This window comes from Bacillus cereus group sp. BfR-BA-01522, from assembly GCF_022662635.1.
Lineage (GTDB): Bacteria > Bacillota > Bacilli > Bacillales > Bacillaceae_G > Bacillus_A > Bacillus_A cytotoxicus.
In genome coordinates, this window is sequence record NZ_JAKUDY010000025.1 from 1 (window position 1) to 17,595 (window position 17,595).

The following is a 17,595-nucleotide window of genomic DNA, read 5'->3' on the forward strand; positions in this document are numbered from 1 at the left end:
CCGTAGGGACTACGGGGATAGCCTAATCAATAACTAACCGTTAGGTTGGTGTTCTTAGGAATCTCCCACTTCAAACAGCTCGTAAGAGTGTTAAGTGGGGGTAGTTCAATAAATCTTCCTTAAAGTAAAAAAACAAAAGTGCATTTTTGTATTTGTAAAAATCTTTTCTAGATTATTATAAAATGATTACATGTGATGGAATGATATAGTCGTCGTATTGATTTGTTATATAGCAGTATAACTTAAGAAAAAAGTAGCATAACTAATAGTAAGCAATGATTAGTGTTACTTTTATTTTATAAAAGAAGGAGGAAATGATATGGCATTTATATGGTCTTTAATTGTCGGCGGTATTTTAGGATGGCTTGCAAGTTTGATTACAGGAAAAGATGTACCTGGCGGAGTCATTGGCAATATCGTTGCAGGTATTATCGGTTCATGGGTTGGAACGGCGCTTCTTGGTAGATTTGGTCCTGTTATCGGAGGCTTTGCGATTATTCCAGCCTTAATAGGAGCGATTATTTTAATTTTCATCGTCAGCTTTTTACTAAGGGCAATGAAAAAATAAAAAATTAGGGCTGTTTACAGATTGTAAGCAGTCCTTTTTGTATTCTTGTCTTTAATCTGTTATGCTACTGTTATACCATCAGGAGGTGTTAGCATTGAAATCATTTACAGTAAACTTTCATCAGGAAGACAATGTAAAAGCAACAACAGTACATAAGTTAAATGAAGAAGACTTTAATAAAGCAACCGAAAATGGAACACGTCATTTATTTGATTTAGATACAAACGTTGGTTTTTTTGTATTTTTTGATGCCGAAGATGCAGAAGGAAACGAGCATTATTTAATGTTGCAATATGAAGGTGATCAGGAAGAGCCAAGCGCTTGCTTTGAATTTGATTTAAAATTATTCTATCAATTTTTAGCACTATATTTAAATGACCTTGAATTCCAAGGAGAAACAGAGGAAGAAGAGGAAGAATATGGCCCAATTCATCATTTAGCACATTTATTGTACCATATTGTTGAAGATGGTAAAGATATTGAAGCATAAATACATATCGGACTGCCCTTTTTGGGGCAGTTTTTTAGTTTTCCTATAAATTAGAAACGGTTAGGAAGTTTCACTATATAGAAAGGGATAGTCTCACGAAATAGAGAAGGTGTATAAAGGACATTTCGTGTAAATGATGAGGGAGACGATAAACAGTGATAGTGAATAATACAATTCCGACCTTTCTAAACCTATATAAAACGGAAGGAATCACGGTGGATGATTTAAAGTGATACTATGCTGCACATGAGGCAGTGTTTGAAGAATACTTTATGTATCATTGTCCGAAAATAGTAGAGAGACTTACAAAAGCAATTGAGAGATATTCAGAGAAGCTAAAAATATTGAAACGGTTTCTAACATATTACCGGACGTAATTCAAGATGTTATAAATCGCTATAGCTTGCGTTTTAATTTTGAACTACATTTGAATTTTCATTTGTTTGTGGGTGGCTTTAGTTCCAATGCATTTGTTAATAGAGAAATTATTGGTCAAGTGTTTTTGGCAGATGAAAAACTGTCGCCTAAGTTAGAGCACCTTCGTGTGATTGTAGCTCATGAAATTGGGCATATATATCATAATGTTTTATTAGACCGCAGTGGCATAGATTGGCATGATGTGAGTTGGACAGATGGAGCAGTTAGTTTGTATCGTGAAGGAGTTGCAACATATCTATCAAAATAAAGGAATCTGTTTATTATGCATATGATAATGAAGGTGAAGCATGGCTAGAGTGCTATACGAATAAGGAAGTACAAATAAAACAGATGTTTTTCGAGGATTATATGGCTGGATGGAATGATGTGAAAGAAAAAGAATGGTTTCGCTTATCGGGAGGACGTTACTTCGGCTATAATCGACTTGGTTATTTTTTAGGAACATCTTACATGGAAGATTTAGTAGCACACTTAGGTGAAGAGAAAGCGCTCAACTTTTGGTGCTCACATGATTTAAAAAGTAGTGTAATGAATTGGCTACAAGGATTAATGTAACGAAAGAGGAGGAGATATATGAAAAAGCTTCTTATACTCATGATCAGCTTCATATGTGTATGTATAATAACTGCTTGTAAGAGTGCGGATGAACAGAAGCCACCAACAGAAACATCTAAACAAACTACAAGTAATCAAGCGAATGAAAAGAAAAATGAAACTACAAAGCAATCAAGCGAATCGGAAAAGAAAGAAGTGGGTACGAAACAAGATACGTCAAGCACATCAACGAATTTTAAAACAGTAACCCAAATCAAAAATATATTAGAACAGGCCAAGCAAGGAAAAGTACCGAATGTATCAGTCGCGGCGCACACAGGAGATATTGAAGAAGTAGAAAAAGAATGGGGTAAAGCGGACAAAACTGAGCCAGCTGGTAAAGGAATGTATGCAACATATACGAAGAGGAATGTCGTCATTGGTTTTAATAAAGGATCTCAAATTTTTGATGTTCGCTCCAATCATCCAAACCTTCGTTCACTCACATTACAAGATATTGAAAATGCATTAGGAAAACCGACGACAGTTAAGACAAATGGAGATGACAAAATATATATTTATAAAGTAAACAAACAATTTGAATTAAAATTTGTGATTCCCAATTCCACTGGAAAAGTAGATCATATTTCTGTATTTTCCCCGGAGGATAGTATGAATAATATGTCGGGATAAATGAAGAAACAAGCAAGCTTTCTTAAAAGAGGCAGTGACAGGGTTCTTGCTAGGAACCGCAAAGTAACTTTTTAAAATCGCACAAAATAATAAGATTAGTTACCAAAAAACATAATTTTTTTAACTAATTTAATCTTTATTAAGGTACTTGGAATCAATGACATACGATATTACCAAAAATAATTGTCAAAATGATTCCCCTAAACCTTTTCAAAAAGTCACCCTACACTTTTTACAATTTTATTGAATTATACTTTGCGGTTTATGACAGTAATCCTGTCACTATCCAAAAAAGGGAAGTTTGCTTTTTTTATTCCCCCTTTTCGCGGGGATGGGCAAAAACACCCAAATTATAGTTCAATCTAGTAGCGTTACACAAGTATAAAGCGTACGTAATAATAGCGAATAAATAATGAAAGGGTTATCATTTTTTGGTAGAATATCCATATGAAATTTATTCTTAAGGAAAATTCCGAAAATAATCATAAGGCAGATTGTATGCAAAATATTAAAAATTCGATTGTTTGGCGGGATAAAATAAAGGAGGCAAAACATTAATAAACTAGCAAATTCTCATTTCTATCAAAAGGTGAGGCTCATTATAAAGACAGATTAGAAAAAACAATGGAATTGGCGGATAACTATACACTTGAAGAAATGATAAAAAAAGACGAGGAATTACAAAAAATATTAGAAGTTCTTGAATAATCTGGATACGGAAGTAGGGGATGGAAAAGAGATGGATGTGCATTATAGGTCAAAGCATTGGCAACAAATGAAAGATGGGATCAATGAGATTACAAAAGATGCAATCACGAACTTACGGCAAGCAGATGAACTTTTAGATGATATACAAGAGAGAATACAAGACTTAGATTCAGATAGATGTATTGATTTCTATCATAGAAAACAAGAAAAGAAAATAAATACATTACTTGAGGATTATACAACGCTGCAAAACTATTGTGATAAAGCAGGACAGATTGTATATGAACATATAGATGAACCGTTCTATAAAAAGATGGATGAATTTGCTCAAAAAATGAGAGACATATCCATTCGAGACTTTCAAACAAAAAATCGAATTGGTGCCACAACGACAACAACATTACCAAGTAGCCATGCATACGGGGTTCCGCAAACCATTACGACAAAAAAAGAAAAAATAACAGTAGATGACATTTTCAAAGATTCACTGGCCTTTGATCACGTACTTCGCGCGCAGTATAAAGAAGTCAAAAAGCAAAATCCAGATGCGAAACTAAACTACAAAGAATATCGTCAACTAGTCCCATCTATGCGAGGATTTGAGTATACCTCTATAGAAGACGAACAGAAAAAATTAGAAGCATGGCGTGATGTAGCAATCAGCGGAGCACTCATCGTCACGACAATTTTCTGTCCGCCGCTCGGAATCGCAGCGTCAGTTGTATACGGTGGTCTACAAGTAAAAAGTGCCATCGAAGGGGAGGATTGGGGAACGCGCCGAAAACTAAGCAAAGAAGAACAAGTAGAAGCTGGCTTCTTCGGAGCACTTGACCTTATCCCAGGACTCGGTTCAGCAGCAAAAGCATTCAAAGGAACACTCGACCTTGGATCCCTGGCAAAACTCACAAAATGGAAAGAGGGAATCGCTGACTTCCATCCAAATATGGGGAAAAATGTGGTACAATCGTTAAAGGAGAATGAGACATTAAAGAGTGCATTACATACATGGAAAAAAACGAAGGTCCCCGTAGGAATCAGGTCAGCAGACACTGGAATGGGAATAAAAATTCCTCATATAGAACATGCAACTGTTGGAGAAATAGCAGAAAACTTTGCAAGAGTGCGAGCAGCCGCTAAAGAGGATGCTTATCAACTGGCGAAAGGGAATGGTGGTTCGGGAGTTAAGGGTACGGGTAATACTCCTAAGATAACTGAAATAAAAGAAGAAGATTTTGGGAAACACATCATTAAAGGGAAGAATGGAAGGAAAGAACTTGCACCGAACGTACGTTACATTACTGAGGAGAATTATAAATATACAACAGATGAACTTGGTAGAATAGTAGATGTTGAGGCAGAAGAATTAATACTTCAAAAAGGAACGCGAAACCCGGGAATGCAAGTGGCAGCAGGACGAGAAGATAGGTTGTTGGATGATGATGGTGGGCACTTGATAGGAACACAGTTTCATGGTTCTGGAGATATTGACAATTTGATTGCTCAAAATAGACAAATTAATCGCTCTGGTGGAGAGTGGTACAAGATGGAGACAGTTTGGGCAAATGCTTTAAAAGAAATTCCACCGAAAAAAGTATCAGTAAAGATTGAACCAGTTTATATAGGGGATTCACTAAGACCAAATTATTTTGAGATAGTGTATAAAATTGAAGGGAAAAGGCTAGTTAAGAAAACTATTAAAAATCAGTTAGGAGGTTGATTATATTGAGTATGGAAAAAGAAATGAATCAAATATATAGAGAAATTGCTGAAACGGTTAATGAAATGATTCCGGAAGAATGGAGAAAGTTTTATTTTTACGCTCAAATATCAGAAACAGGTGGGGGAACTTACTTTTTCTATAATACACTCGAGGATGAACAGAGCTATAAGTATAGTTTAGAAATTCCTTATGAATACGAGATTGATAAAGAATACTATAAACTGAAGGATAGAACTTTATTTGAGTTAAGTGATAAACTAAGAAAGGTTTTTAAAGATAATCAACAAGAACTTTGGTACTCTTTTACATTATCTCTTGATAGCAATGGAAAGCTGAACGTGCATTATGATTATACCAATTGGTTCGATACTGATTATAGTTTTGATGACCAGTTAGTTATTTGGGAGCATAAATACTTAGGAACAGAACCGGATGATAGTGAAAGTAAGGATTTAATTAGTAGGTATTTAGATGAGTATCCCAATAATCCAATTTAATTAAATAGAGCAGGATAGGAATACTCAGTTGACCAGAGACAAAGAGGTAAGGCGACAGAAAAAGACAAAAAGAATAGACTGTTAAAAAATTAAGTGGGGCTGTCCCATCCAAATATAGGGGAAAATGTGGTGCAATCGTTAAAGGAGAACGAGACGCTAAAGAATGCATTACATACATGAAAAAAAACGGAAGTTCCCGGTAGCAATCAGGTCAGCAGACACTGGAATGGGAATAAAAATTCCTCATATAGAACATGCAACTGTTGGAGAAATAGCAGAAAACTTTGCAAGAGTGCGAGCAACCGCTAAAGAGGATGCTTATCAACTTGCGAAGGGGAATGGTGGTTCGGGAGTTAAGGGTACGGGTGAAGGTAGTAAGAGTACTAGTGGGAATAGTAAGCATTTAAGTGATGTGAAAATTCCATCAGTAAGAAACAATGAGTTTAATAAATGGTTTGATAATCTATCAGCAAAAGAATTTGAGGAAATGTGGAATAATCCTCAGTTGAGAAGTAAAATAGAAGATAGGATTAGACGCCCAGGAGGATACCATGAGTGGCATCTTGTAGCTAGAACTCCTAAATTTAAGCAGTGGGGAATTAGTATGGATGATATTAAAGAAATGAGGTCTCTGACTAAAGATGTTGAATTTGTAAATCCACCTGGTCGTCATGGAAGAAGAGGCTCGACAAAAGCACATAATGAAATGTTAAAGATTATTGATTCTGCTTCTGACTATGAAAGTTTTGTTAAAGGGCTTAATGAATGGGCTGAAAATAGAATGAAAAATGGCATTATGGATTTACCAGAAGGTTTGAGGAGGTAAAAAATGAAAAACGATGTTTCTTTATGGTTAGGATGCTTTAGTGATTTTGATGAACTCGAAACGTACACTGAAATAAAATATAATGAAGATGGAGATAGTATTCCCTCTATTTTTGAGAAAGATTTTAAATTAGGTTATTATGATAGGGACTTAGTTGAAAAAGATTGGATTCCTGATGCTGAAGATGACATAGAAAAGCTGTTAGTAGATTTTTCATATGATAATCAATTAATACAACAGTACAATAACATTAAGTTAAAGTCTAAATACAATACCATCATTTTAATTTATAATTATGATTATAATAAAGAAGGTAAAATTGTTAACTTCGTAGATAAGACTACCTACAAGTTGGATTTCATTGGTACGGCAGAATATATAGATTAGTGCGAATAAAGTATATTTGCAGTGAAAAGAAAAAGAATAGGCTGTTAGAAAGTACATACTTCATGATGGTTGTACCATCATGGAGTACTGTGTGCAATGATAGAATAGAAAACGAAGTACGAGCTTAGGCGAGATGACATTTTATGGGCGACGAATATAAACACATGGAATGGACATGAATGTAATGAACTCGTACAAACTCGTAAGTTTTAACGTGTTACTTGTCATGACATATGAAGGGTTCATACTGTTACTATAAAATTTACAAATTTAATGTTGGTAAAAAACAAATGAACTTAAAGCACTTGATTGTCAATTAAAGGCAACAAGTGCTTTTTTGTGTTTTAGCGTAGAAATTTAACAGAGCACTATAATTTTATAAGTGCATTAAGTGTTAAATTTTTATTGTTGTTTTATAGATTGTAATGGCTATGTACAGTGTACGACGATAGTAGAGGGAAAAATAAAGGGTTGTATTATGTTTTGAAGTCATCGTAAAGTACGTTTTAACGGATGGACGTTATGCACATGTTATCCGCAAAAAACGGGTAAACGTTACAGGGACTTTAATTGCTGTAACGGGAAGGGATTCAAGATGGAAGAGAAAGTAGTTGGTTATGTACGAGTTTCAACAGAAGAACAAGTACGTGAAGGTTTACAAGAGCCATTGTTGAATGTTGCATATGCCAAGTTATTGCACTCAATACATCTCGGTTATGGCGCTCTGATAGGGCAAAAGTGGTTAAGAGAAGTAGAGTGGGTTCGCTCTATGCCCATTAATCTAATGTTTTGAGGGTGTTTATTTACCTTAAGCTGATGGATATGGAGTACCCCTTAGGTTAAAGAAATTTTTGATTAATATATTTATTGAAAAATACTTTGCATTTTCGGGCACAGATCCTCCTTCTATCCTATTATAGAAGCTATTTTGTACGTAAGGAATTTTTAAGGAATGGATAAGAAAAAAGAAATTTTTATTGTGTAGGATAAAAATATAAAGAAGAGTGGAAGGGGGATTAGATAAGATATATTTATGTAAAAAACAAACTCGTAATAAGAGTGTTCTAAGGAAAAGATATAATTTCTGGGATTAACATACATGTGAAAAAAGAGGAATTTACTGTTTGTTAGGACAGAAGGGTATTTTTAAAAATAATTATCATGAAGATGATTATGAATGCAATGTTGACCTTTTGTCATTGGTAGAGATGTTAGCTGTGTGATTTGTATGAAAGCAAGTAACCATCGATACAATATGAGTAGAGAAGAATGCCTTATGAAAACACATAGTCAAATTACATTTGCAAGCCTGGCTTTTTTAATAGCTGGAAGTTCCCTGTTATACACGACATCAACCCTAATTGTAAAAGCAGAGCCCACTCAAAATATATCTAGTTCGTTACAAACAAGTACGCAACGAGATCGTACTTCTATCAAGCAATGCGGGATACATTGCATCTTGGGTACCCGGGGATACTCGCTAAAATTTCTGAAGGTGGAAAAACGTAGGGGTATGCCACTGGGGGAGCGGATTGGAGCACTAAGAAACAAATGAAAACAGATTTTCGTTTTCATATTGGAAGCGTGACGAAGACGTTCACGGCAACTGTTGTACTTCAATTAGCTGGAGAGAATTGCTTGAATCTGGACGACTCCATCGAAAAATGGTTGCCTAGTATCATGCAAGGAAACGGATATGATGGTAAACAGATTACTATTCGGCAGATATTGAACCATACAAGTGGTATCGCTGAATACTCAAGGTCAACAGACTTTAATCTTATGGATATAAAAAAACGTATATGGCTGAAGAATTAGTAAAGATGGGGATTTCTTTGCCCCCAGACTTTGTCCCAGAAAAGGGCTGGTCCTACTCGAACATACTGGGTATCCTTATTGAAAAAGTAACAGGAAACAGCTATGCAGAAGAGATTGAAAATCGGATTATTGAACCGCTTGAATTGTCGAATACATTCCTACCTGGTAATTCCAGGAACCAAGCATGCCCGTGGATATGTACAACTAGACGGAGCAAATGAGCTAAAAGACGTAACATATTATAATCCAAGTATAGCTAGCTCGGCTGGAGATATGATTTCTACTGCTGACGACTTAAATAAATTCTTTTCTTATTTGCTTGGTGGCAAATTAATGAAAGAACAGCAACTAAAACAAATGCTTACTACAGTTTCCACAGGAAAGGGAGGAATCAATGGATATGGTCTAGGAATCTATGAAATTAAACTTCCTAACGGTGTCTCGATATGGGGACATACAGGTGGTATTGCAGGATTTGATACTTTTGTTGGAGGTACAACATGGAGGTAGGCATATGTTGGCCGTCAATTTGAACGGTATGGGTAGAGCCGAGAGTCCGGGGCTTTTTAAAAGTACTTTACTTGCTGAATTTAGCCGGTAGGGATAAAGACGGAATAGTAATTTATGTGATGTTTGTAATTGAACAAATAAGAGATGAAATCGATCATTTATCTAAGGAGGCATTTCTCTTATGGAAAATAAACGATTTGGGGTGTTAGTTGCTACCTTGGCTCTAACGATGATTCTACCAACAGGAGCGATAGCGTCTTCTAGTACTAAGACTCCGATTGTAGCTAGCCAAGAAGTTGCTAGCAAAGAATTGGAGAAGATTGCTGCAGAGAACGCTGCGCTACTCACGAAGTCCTATGAGACGACTAGCGTGCAGTATGCGCTAATTGATAATGGTAAACTTATTTTATCGGATCAGACAGGCAAGAATGATATGGAAGGGAAACAGCCGCTGACCAAAGATACTCTATACGGGATTGGTTCAACCAGTAAAGTATATACAGCTGCGGCTGTTATGAAATTGGTCGATGAAGGAAAAGTCGATTTGGATACTCCTGTCGTTCGCTATATTCCTGAGTTCAAGATGAAAGATAAGCGATACAAGCGCATTACAACGCGTATGCTATTGAACCACTCCTCCGGTTTGCAAGGTACCACGTTAAATAATTCATTTTTATTTAAAGATAATGATACCTATACCCATGATATCTTGTTGCGGCAACTATCCACCCAAAGTTTGAAGGCGGACCCTGGCGCGTTTTCGGTATACTGTAACGACGGTTTTACGCTGGCCGAGATTTTGGTAGAAAGAGTCAGCGGTATGAGTTTTACTGAATTTCTACATCAACAGTTTACAAAGCCATTAAAACTGAATCATACGAAAACGCCACAGGATAAATGGGAGGACGAAAAGCGGGCTGGACTTTATTTTCCGACGTACCAAGGACAGCTTCCCATTGAAACGGTGAATGTGATTGGTACGGGAGGAATCTCTTCCACGGCAGAAGATGTGGTACGATTCTCACAATTATTTATGGGACAGGGAAAAGGAATCCTTTCTAATAAGGCAGTCAAGGAGATGGAGCAAGAGGAATATAAAAAAGGAATGTGGCCGGGGGCTGGAGATTATGTGTTCAACTATGGTCTTGGCTGGGATAGTGTGAAGCTATATCCATTCAATAGATATGGGATAAAGGCCTTGGCTAAGGGCGGCGACACGTTACTGCAACATGCTGCATTGGTCGTGCTTCCAGAGCAGAAGATGGCCGCAGCGGTGCTGTCATCTGGCGGAAGCAGCATGACAAATCAACTGTTGGCAACTAAATTACTGCTCGCCGCGCTTAAAGAGAAGGGGACAATTAAGGATATAAAGCCGGACAAATCTTTTGGCAAGCCAGTCAAGGCTAAGATGCCTCAAGCTGTGGCAAAGAAAGCGGGCTTTTACGGCAATAGCTACAGTCATTTTAAAATAGAAATTACGAAGAAGGGAGAACTGTTCTTACCATCTAATCGAGAAGAAAAGTATGTATATACTGCAGATGGAAGCTTTATTAATGAGAAGGGCACCTCCAAGCTCAACTTTGTTACCGAGAAGAATGGAAGAACTTATTTGATGGAGAGCACATATAAATCAACACCAGGTTTAGGGCAAGATGTGCTGACTCACTATTTAGCTGAGAAACTAGAAGACAACGTGCTATCGAAGAAAACTGCTGCCGTATGGACGGATCGGGAAGGTGGCAAGTTCTATCTCGTGAACGAGAAATTTAGTTCTATGGACTATCTCGTACAACTGATACCTCTTACTAAACAAATTACTCGCCAAGAGGGCCTAAAAGGCTATTGGGATGGCAGAAAAATTACAGGTCCGAACACGGCGGCGCATCAAATCCAGATCCCTGTGATGGATGGGCGCGATACGACGGAAGCTCGTTTCTATACAGAGGGTGGTAAGGAATATATGCAGATAGACAGCTCGTTATACGTCAGCGAATCCAACGTAAAACCACTTGAGACAGGTCAATCATCGAAAGTTACACTGCAATCAAATGGGCATGCGAAATGGTTTACGATCCCGTATGCGGCAGCAGGGAAAACGATGACCGTGGAGTTACCATCGAAGAGTTCGTTTGCGGTGTATGATGAGAAGGGAGTATGCGTCAACTTTACCGTTGTGAGCAACAATAACAAGGTAAAACTGCCAAAGAACGGAACGGTTGTATTTGCTGGCGCGCCGAACTCGGAATTTACAGTTATGTTGAACTAGCTACAATTCAAGATGAACTTCAACAAAACCAGCAAAACATTTTTCTATGTCGTGCTGGTTTTGTTTGTATTTTACGTATTACCTTTACGAAGAGGCTTTCCACGAATAATATTACACTCAAACTCTTGGCTTAATGCGCATAAGGTATTTGCCTTTATTAGCTTGATGGCGATGGGGTGCCGCCCAAAAAGAATAATCCAAAACATTTGGGACATGCACAGTCTCTTACTCATACAAAGTCACATTCTTTAATAAGAGCATTTGAAAAACAAGGAAGCTTACCTGGAAAAGTTACAATGTATGTTGACCAAAAAACTTGTAATATATGTCGTGGTGAATTGCCAGCTTTATTAAAAAGATTAGATGTAGATGAGTTAGAGGTTTTTAGTGGTGGGAATACAAAACCAATAATAAAAGATTGCAGTTTGTAAAAAAGCAAGATGGATTCCTTTTACAAGTCACACATATAGTGATGTAAGAGAAGGGAAGATTCTTTTGACATATGCAAAAGCCCCTTTCTAGATGAGAAAGGAGCTTTTGCATATGTACTTTACAAATTAGTCTTCAATAATTTCGTATTCTTCGTCTGACAGTAGTAGAATTTGTGTTTTTTTGCTTTTGTTTTGTATTTCAATCACATCATATGTACCTAGGTCTCTTAATTTATTTTGAGAAGCATTTACCATTACTTCCATAGAGTCAATTAAGATATCCTCTTCCATATATGATTCAGGTAAAGCCATATCTTCCGTATCTAATACACATGTGTATAGAGTGTGTAAATGTTCAGTAGTTGGATTTTCTTCTTGAACATCAATAATGTCTTTTACTGTTTCCATATGTTCTTCTTTTGGTTGATATACTTTAATTTTAGCCATTGTTTCAATCTCCTTTATAACATAGTCGTAGAGGCCATAGCTTATTATAACGTTTTTTAGTGAAAACATGAAATTGTTTCCTTCTATTTGTTTAAAAATTTTTCTTAATGTTTTTTTCAAGGAGATTTTAAAACTGCGGAATATGATTGTTGGAATGTTGTTGAATAACTTGAAAAAATGGGTGGCGTTTTTAGATGGGCCATTATAATACATGTTTATCATATTCTTGTAAGCGCCATTTATATTTCGCAATAATGGTCGGATGCATATCCTCTTTTTCAATATCGATGTCTTGAAATCCATATTTTTTATAGAACGAACCAAGTTCTTCAAACGGAATACAATATACGTGTGGTACTTTTGATTCTTTAGCCGTTCGAACTAAAAAAGAAACTAATCTTCCAGCTAGTTGCCGGCCACGATAGGTAGGGAGTATGTAAATACTGTCCATTTCAATTGTGCGCTCATCAATATGAACTAAACGTCCTAGTCCAGCTTGCTTTCCATTGTATGTAATAATCGCAACTCGATCTTATATGAGATTACTAGGAACAAACCCTACTGATCTGTATTGATGATTAACCCAGTCTAAGTCTTCTTTTTGTGCAAGTCGGATCTCCATCTGATTTCCTCCTCATAAAATATGAATTTGTAGACATTGCGAGCATATAATCTACAATAGTTTCTCTTCCTTCAATCTTGTTTTACGTATATAATATGTAAAGGTAAACGTAAACGTTTTTATTATCGTATACTTAAAAAGAATAGAGGTTTAAAAATGGGTGTAAAAATTATTACAGACAGTGCGGCAGATTTACCAAAAGAGGTGCTGCAAGCTTACGATATAGATGTAATTCCGCTTCGTGTCTTTGATGAAGCAGAAACAGAGTATTTAGACGGGGTAACGTTAGAATCAACTCAATTGTTACAAAAAATGAGAGAAGGTGCAGCGTATAAAACATCGCTCCCTTCATTAAAAGCATTTCAAGAAACGTTTTCTACATATGCAAAAGAAGGTACGCCTTGTATATATTTAGCTTTTTCATCTGAACTCTCCGGTACATACCAATCTTCGCTCCTTGTTAAAGAAGAAGTACAAGAAACGTATCCAGATTTCGACTTAGACATTGTTGATACGAAATGTGCATCTCTTGGGCAAGGGCTTGTTGTCTTAGAAGCTGCTAAAATGGCAAAAGAAGGCGCGTCAAAAGAAGAAATTTTAAAGCGAGTTGCTTTTTTCATAACACATATAGAACATATCTTTACTGTAGGTGATTTACAATATCTTGTTAGAGGTGGCCGCCTCAGCAAAGTAGCTGGATTTATTGGTGGTTTACTAAATATTAAACCGATTTTAAATGTGGAAGAGGGAAAACTTGTACCACTTGAAAAAATAAGAGGCAAAAAGAAAATGTTAAGCCGCATGGTTGATATTATGGAAGAACGAGGGAAAAACCTTCAAAAGCAAACAATTGCTATTATACATGGTGATGAGTTAGAAACTGCTGAAGTATTAAAAACGCTCATTAAGGAGCGTTTTGGTTGTGAAGTATTTGTTGTAAATACAATTGGCGCAGCAATTGGAGCGCATACAGGGCCAGGTGTTTTAGCAATATTCTTCTTAAATGAAGTAGAGTAAAGGATTGATCTTTTTGATCAATCCTTTTTGTTTTCGTCTACAATAATCGGTCGATATGGAATAGGTGATGATAAGATCATGGAAGTCTTTACTGTACCGAAAGGAATCACAATATCAATCAATTTTTCTAATTCTTTCATAGAGCGAACGGCGACTTTTAAATAATAACAACTTTCACCAGTTACGCGGTGGCATTCGAGAATTTGGTGTTCTTCATAAATAATTTTTTCGAAATGTTTACAAGGGATTTTTAAACTTTCAATTCTTAAAAAGGCTTGAATGGACTTCCCAACTGCTTCTGGAGAAATTCGTGCTGTATATTTTTCGATGATGCCTGCATCGTGCAAACGTTTCAGCCTTTCTGTAATACTTGGTCGACTAAGATTTAAGTGTTCAGTCATGTCGGTAATAGTCATTCTAGCATCTTCTTGTAAAAGTAAAATAATTTTCTTATCAATTTCATCCATTCCACATAACCCTCCTTTATAAAATTGAAAGCAAATGGCTTAAATGACTGCATAATGTAAAGTGAATGCTTGAATTGTATTCGTTTTGAATATATGATAGATTAAAAAATTCTGTAATTTAAATATAAATGGAGGTGACGATAAAGTCTAATTATTTCAAAAAATAGTTTTTATGATTACAAAAATTTTTATTGAGGTTCATCACTTATAGAAAATGGTATCACAGTTAAAACATGCGAATGGTTGCGGTTTTATAAGAAAGAATGGTTCTGTTTATCTGGATATTTTTATTTTTTGTATAATGGTTTAGAGGATTATAAGTTGCAATTATTTGTAAAAGTGAACTGTAGTAGTGGCAAACATAATACTCAATTCGTATCGGAGGAATGATTAATGCTTCATCACAAGCTGTGAAATAATGGAATGCAGAATAGTTGAAGGACTATATCGACTTATTATACAGCTGAAAAAAACTTGTATTACGGAGATTTTTATGATTGGTGATGTAGAGAAAGTTAGCGGTATAAAAGAATTTCAAATATATAAAGAGGGATACTGTTTCTTATGATGAGATGTATTTCTAATAGCGCAAAGGATGGAGCGATAATGTTATATGAAAACTTTTCGAAAACGGCAGCGAATGATTTTTCTGGAATTTTGGTGAAAATGCTTAAAATGAGACTATATGATCCGGTTCAATAAGAATGAAAGAAATTTCTTCCCCCTGAAGAAATTTCTTTCATTCAATTACGTTCTCACTTTTAACTGTTTTAATAAAATCTCCGGATGTCCTTTTACATAATAAAAATGTGGATGGTTTTCGTCATCGTAAATCATAATATAAGGTTTTTCATTTTTAGGAAGAAGGACAAGTACCTCATCGATAGTTGTATGAATCCATTGATTTGTGATGATAACAGGTTTGGTTAAAGGGATTTTAATCATATATCCGCTTCTAGGAACAACATTTATATTTGTAAATGCCCCAGTAATGGATTTTGCATATTGAATCGCATCGTGTTGAATTTCTGCATGTAACGATTGTTTTTGAACGACCATCCCTTTTTGACAGTCAAATACTTCAATTTGCTTACTTGTATTTGCAAGCGCATGTGTGGATAAGAAAAAGAAAAGCAGAGAAAGGATTCCTATTTTTTTGAACATAAAGTAACACCTCATACTTACTATGCCCTGAAAGATTATAAATATTTCTTTCTGTATGTATGGAATAAAAAGGAACATTAAAAAATCAGATAATAAAAAATGAAAAGATATATTTAAGAAACGAAGTATATCAAAATAAAATAGGATTAGAAATTATAAAAGATAGAATAAAAATTAATTACACACTTCATAAGTCATTGAAGGAAAAGGGAATAGGAGGAAAAAATGAGCAAGGGCGTTGCGTTATTACTAATAGATGTACAAAATATTATTTTTTCTTATGAAGTGGATGTTTTCAGTGGTCGTTCTATTTACAGGCTATTTTTGTTTTTATCCTGTTTAGGGCTTTTCATTATTAGTAGGGGATGAAGGAAAATCCACTGATTTAAGTTCTATTTTACTTCCAATAGTAGAAGGGAAGTAAGCCTGAATTCTAAAAAACAAGCACATCTTTATAGTATACATCATAAATAGCCGTGTATCATTCATTTTTTTCATGGGATATACGTCTATTTTATTTTCTGCATGCTGTTTGGATGTTTTTGGACTACGGCATGCCGGCTGTTTTAGAAACTTTAAAAGGAAAAACCGATTAAAGTATATGCAAAAAGTGCTTCTTACAATCAACATTGGGGTACCACCCCACACATCCATCAACTTAAGGATTTGGACTATTCTTGAAATTAAAAGCACGTTACTATTTTCTTATATCAATGAGAAAGGGTGACGTACTTTTTATGAATATGCATCCAAAACAAGAGTTGTCTTTATTTGCCGAGGAGTTATATCGATATATGTCTCCCACTACACTTAATCAATTAGCTATAGAAGCTGGTGGAATGAAACGAAAACGTAAGTGCCATGGGCACCATTTTCTATCTTTGTGTGTGTGGTTAAATCAACAAATCGCTAATAGGACATTACTTTGGCATCCATTGAATCTGATTTCTCTGAGATACCTAGATTATTCTTACGAAATTCACCAACTGCTTTATTTTCCACTTGAAAGAGTTGATATCCTTCATTCAATAATACTTGCTGAACTAAATAGGAATAATGTCCACCAGTAGGTTCTAAAAGAATTAAGAAATCATCTCTGGTAATATTAAATTGATCTTCTATTTGTTTTAAAGCCTTTAAAAATTCCGCTATTCCTGTGCTATCGGAATTAAATTTCATCGTTTTTGTTCGTTTCCAAGCAATTCCTTTAGGATCTAAAAAAGCATCAAATTTAATACAAGAAGCTACATGGAAGCTAGCCCCAATATCTATCCCAACATAAAACTGATAAAACTTACGAATCTCTTGACCTTTATCATCTGAATGATTCCCATAACTAAAAGGAGTAATCGTATTTTCCATGATTTCCTCTCCGAACAGTAAGCAGTATGATTATATCTGACCATCCAAGTTTCTGTTAGAGCTTAGGCCCAATGTAGCATGTTAGGATTATATCGCCAGATATTTAATCTCAGATTTAATAAAAGAGTCTAGACTCACTAGCTCCATACACTTTTAGAGTTTCAACTGCACACTATTCACTATATTTGTTTTAAAATTTCTCTATATAGTCTATTAAACAGGAATATTCGACATTAACTATAATATTCCTTTTGAAATAATAAAAAACCTGTCGAAATTGACAGGTAATCCGTTAATTTATATTTAATTTAATGTGCAGTGCCATCTTTCTAATTGAATGGAGTGCCTCACATCAATATTAGAGGTCTATGAACAATAGCCCCAGTCCAGTTAATGGTCGGAATCACCTAAAGGTCACTGCACAATTTTATAATATCACATCTAGTAAAATTAATAAACCAATGTCCTCAAACAACTTTCAAAGTTTCTATAAGAGAACTCACGTTTAAATCAAAGGTATGGATTTGAGTCAATATTTTGGACACAAAAAAGTTAAATCTAAGCTACTTTTATAGCCAGATCTTCTATTGTTTGAGGAGTTTTATAACCGATGCTACTATGGATTCGCTT

General features: G+C 35.5%; 12 protein-coding genes and 7 pseudogenes. 14 read left to right on the plus strand and 5 right to left on the minus strand.

What is annotated here, in order from left to right:
- Positions 1 to 319 precede the first annotated feature (319 nt).
- The 12 genes and pseudogenes from MR059_RS20830 to MR059_RS20885 all read left to right on the plus strand — a co-directional run bounded on the left by MR059_RS20830 (position 320) and on the right by MR059_RS20885 (position 11,886).
- On the plus strand, positions 320 to 568 hold the full coding sequence (locus tag MR059_RS20830; protein ID WP_012094448.1) for a GlsB/YeaQ/YmgE family stress response membrane protein: 249 nt from the start codon (positions 320 to 322) through the stop codon (positions 566 to 568).
- 94 nt (positions 569 to 662) lie between these two features.
- Positions 663 to 1,058 (plus strand): hypothetical protein, encoded by a 396-nt coding sequence (locus MR059_RS20835; RefSeq protein WP_012094447.1) that lies wholly within the window; start codon positions 663 to 665, stop codon positions 1,056 to 1,058.
- A 272-nt stretch (positions 1,059 to 1,330) separates the two neighbouring features.
- Positions 1,331 to 2,051 (plus strand): annotated as a pseudogene (locus MR059_RS20840) (DUF5700 domain-containing putative Zn-dependent protease).
- Positions 2,052 to 2,069: 18 nt separating this feature from the next.
- Positions 2,070 to 2,723 (plus strand): YjgB family protein, encoded by a 654-nt coding sequence (locus MR059_RS20845; protein ID WP_242162013.1) that lies wholly within the window; start codon positions 2,070 to 2,072, stop codon positions 2,721 to 2,723.
- Positions 2,724 to 3,462: 739 nt separating this feature from the next.
- Positions 3,463 to 5,148, plus strand: coding sequence for a DNA/RNA non-specific endonuclease (locus MR059_RS20850; RefSeq protein WP_242162014.1), 1,686 nt, complete (start codon positions 3,463 to 3,465; stop codon positions 5,146 to 5,148).
- Positions 5,149 to 5,159: 11 nt separating this feature from the next.
- A complete protein-coding gene (locus MR059_RS20855) occupies positions 5,160 to 5,648 on the plus strand; it encodes an immunity protein YezG family protein (RefSeq protein ID WP_087095006.1) in 489 nt (162 codons plus the stop codon).
- A 105-nt stretch (positions 5,649 to 5,753) separates the two neighbouring features.
- A pseudogene (locus tag MR059_RS20860) lies at positions 5,754 to 6,474 on the plus strand (hypothetical protein); the annotation flags it as partial.
- A gap of 3 nt (positions 6,475 to 6,477) precedes the next feature.
- A complete protein-coding gene (locus MR059_RS20865; protein ID WP_012094444.1) occupies positions 6,478 to 6,861 on the plus strand; it encodes an immunity 22 family protein in 384 nt (127 codons plus the stop codon).
- 595 nt (positions 6,862 to 7,456) lie between these two features.
- Positions 7,457 to 7,605 (plus strand): annotated as a pseudogene (locus tag MR059_RS20870) (recombinase family protein); the annotation flags it as partial.
- Between the two features lie 532 nt (positions 7,606 to 8,137).
- Positions 8,138 to 9,280 (plus strand): annotated as a pseudogene (locus MR059_RS20875) (serine hydrolase domain-containing protein).
- Positions 9,281 to 9,370: 90 nt separating this feature from the next.
- The gene (locus MR059_RS20880) at positions 9,371 to 11,455 is read left to right on the plus strand and encodes a serine hydrolase domain-containing protein (RefSeq protein ID WP_242162015.1); all 2,085 of its coding nucleotides are present in this window, start codon (positions 9,371 to 9,373) and stop codon (positions 11,453 to 11,455) included.
- 176 nt (positions 11,456 to 11,631) lie between these two features.
- The gene (locus MR059_RS20885) at positions 11,632 to 11,886 is read left to right on the plus strand and encodes a deaminase (RefSeq protein ID WP_048724450.1); all 255 of its coding nucleotides are present in this window, start codon (positions 11,632 to 11,634) and stop codon (positions 11,884 to 11,886) included.
- Between the two features lie 126 nt (positions 11,887 to 12,012).
- Here the strand turns inward: MR059_RS20885 and MR059_RS20890 are convergent, their stop codons facing one another.
- Positions 12,013 to 12,333 (minus strand): hypothetical protein, encoded by a 321-nt coding sequence (locus MR059_RS20890; RefSeq protein WP_041809764.1) that lies wholly within the window; start codon positions 12,331 to 12,333, stop codon positions 12,013 to 12,015.
- A 202-nt stretch (positions 12,334 to 12,535) separates the two neighbouring features.
- A pseudogene (locus tag MR059_RS20895) lies at positions 12,536 to 12,955 on the minus strand (GNAT family N-acetyltransferase).
- 156 nt (positions 12,956 to 13,111) lie between these two features.
- On the opposite strand from MR059_RS20895, the gene MR059_RS20900 reads away from it, so the two are divergent.
- Positions 13,112 to 13,972: a DegV family protein gene (locus tag MR059_RS20900; RefSeq protein ID WP_012094426.1), complete on the plus strand. Its 861-nt coding sequence runs from the start codon at positions 13,112 to 13,114 to the stop codon at positions 13,970 to 13,972.
- Between the two features lie 17 nt (positions 13,973 to 13,989).
- Here MR059_RS20900 and MR059_RS20905 read toward each other — a convergent pair whose 3' ends face one another.
- Both MR059_RS20905 and MR059_RS20910 read right to left on the minus strand, forming a co-directional pair.
- Positions 13,990 to 14,439, minus strand: coding sequence for an Lrp/AsnC family transcriptional regulator (locus MR059_RS20905; protein ID WP_012094425.1), 450 nt, complete (start codon positions 14,437 to 14,439; stop codon positions 13,990 to 13,992).
- A 747-nt stretch (positions 14,440 to 15,186) separates the two neighbouring features.
- Complete coding sequence (locus MR059_RS20910) at positions 15,187 to 15,603, minus strand: hypothetical protein (protein ID WP_012094424.1); 417 nt, start codon at positions 15,601 to 15,603, stop codon at positions 15,187 to 15,189.
- Between the two features lie 737 nt (positions 15,604 to 16,340).
- Here MR059_RS20910 and MR059_RS20915 point away from each other — a divergent pair.
- A pseudogene (locus tag MR059_RS20915) lies at positions 16,341 to 16,526 on the plus strand (IS4 family transposase); the annotation flags it as partial.
- Here the strand turns inward: MR059_RS20915 and MR059_RS20920 are convergent.
- Positions 16,516 to 16,965 (minus strand): annotated as a pseudogene (locus MR059_RS20920) (IS110 family transposase); the annotation flags it as partial. The pseudogenes MR059_RS20915 and MR059_RS20920 overlap by 11 nt on opposite strands.
- Between the last annotated feature and the right edge of the window lie 630 nt (positions 16,966 to 17,595).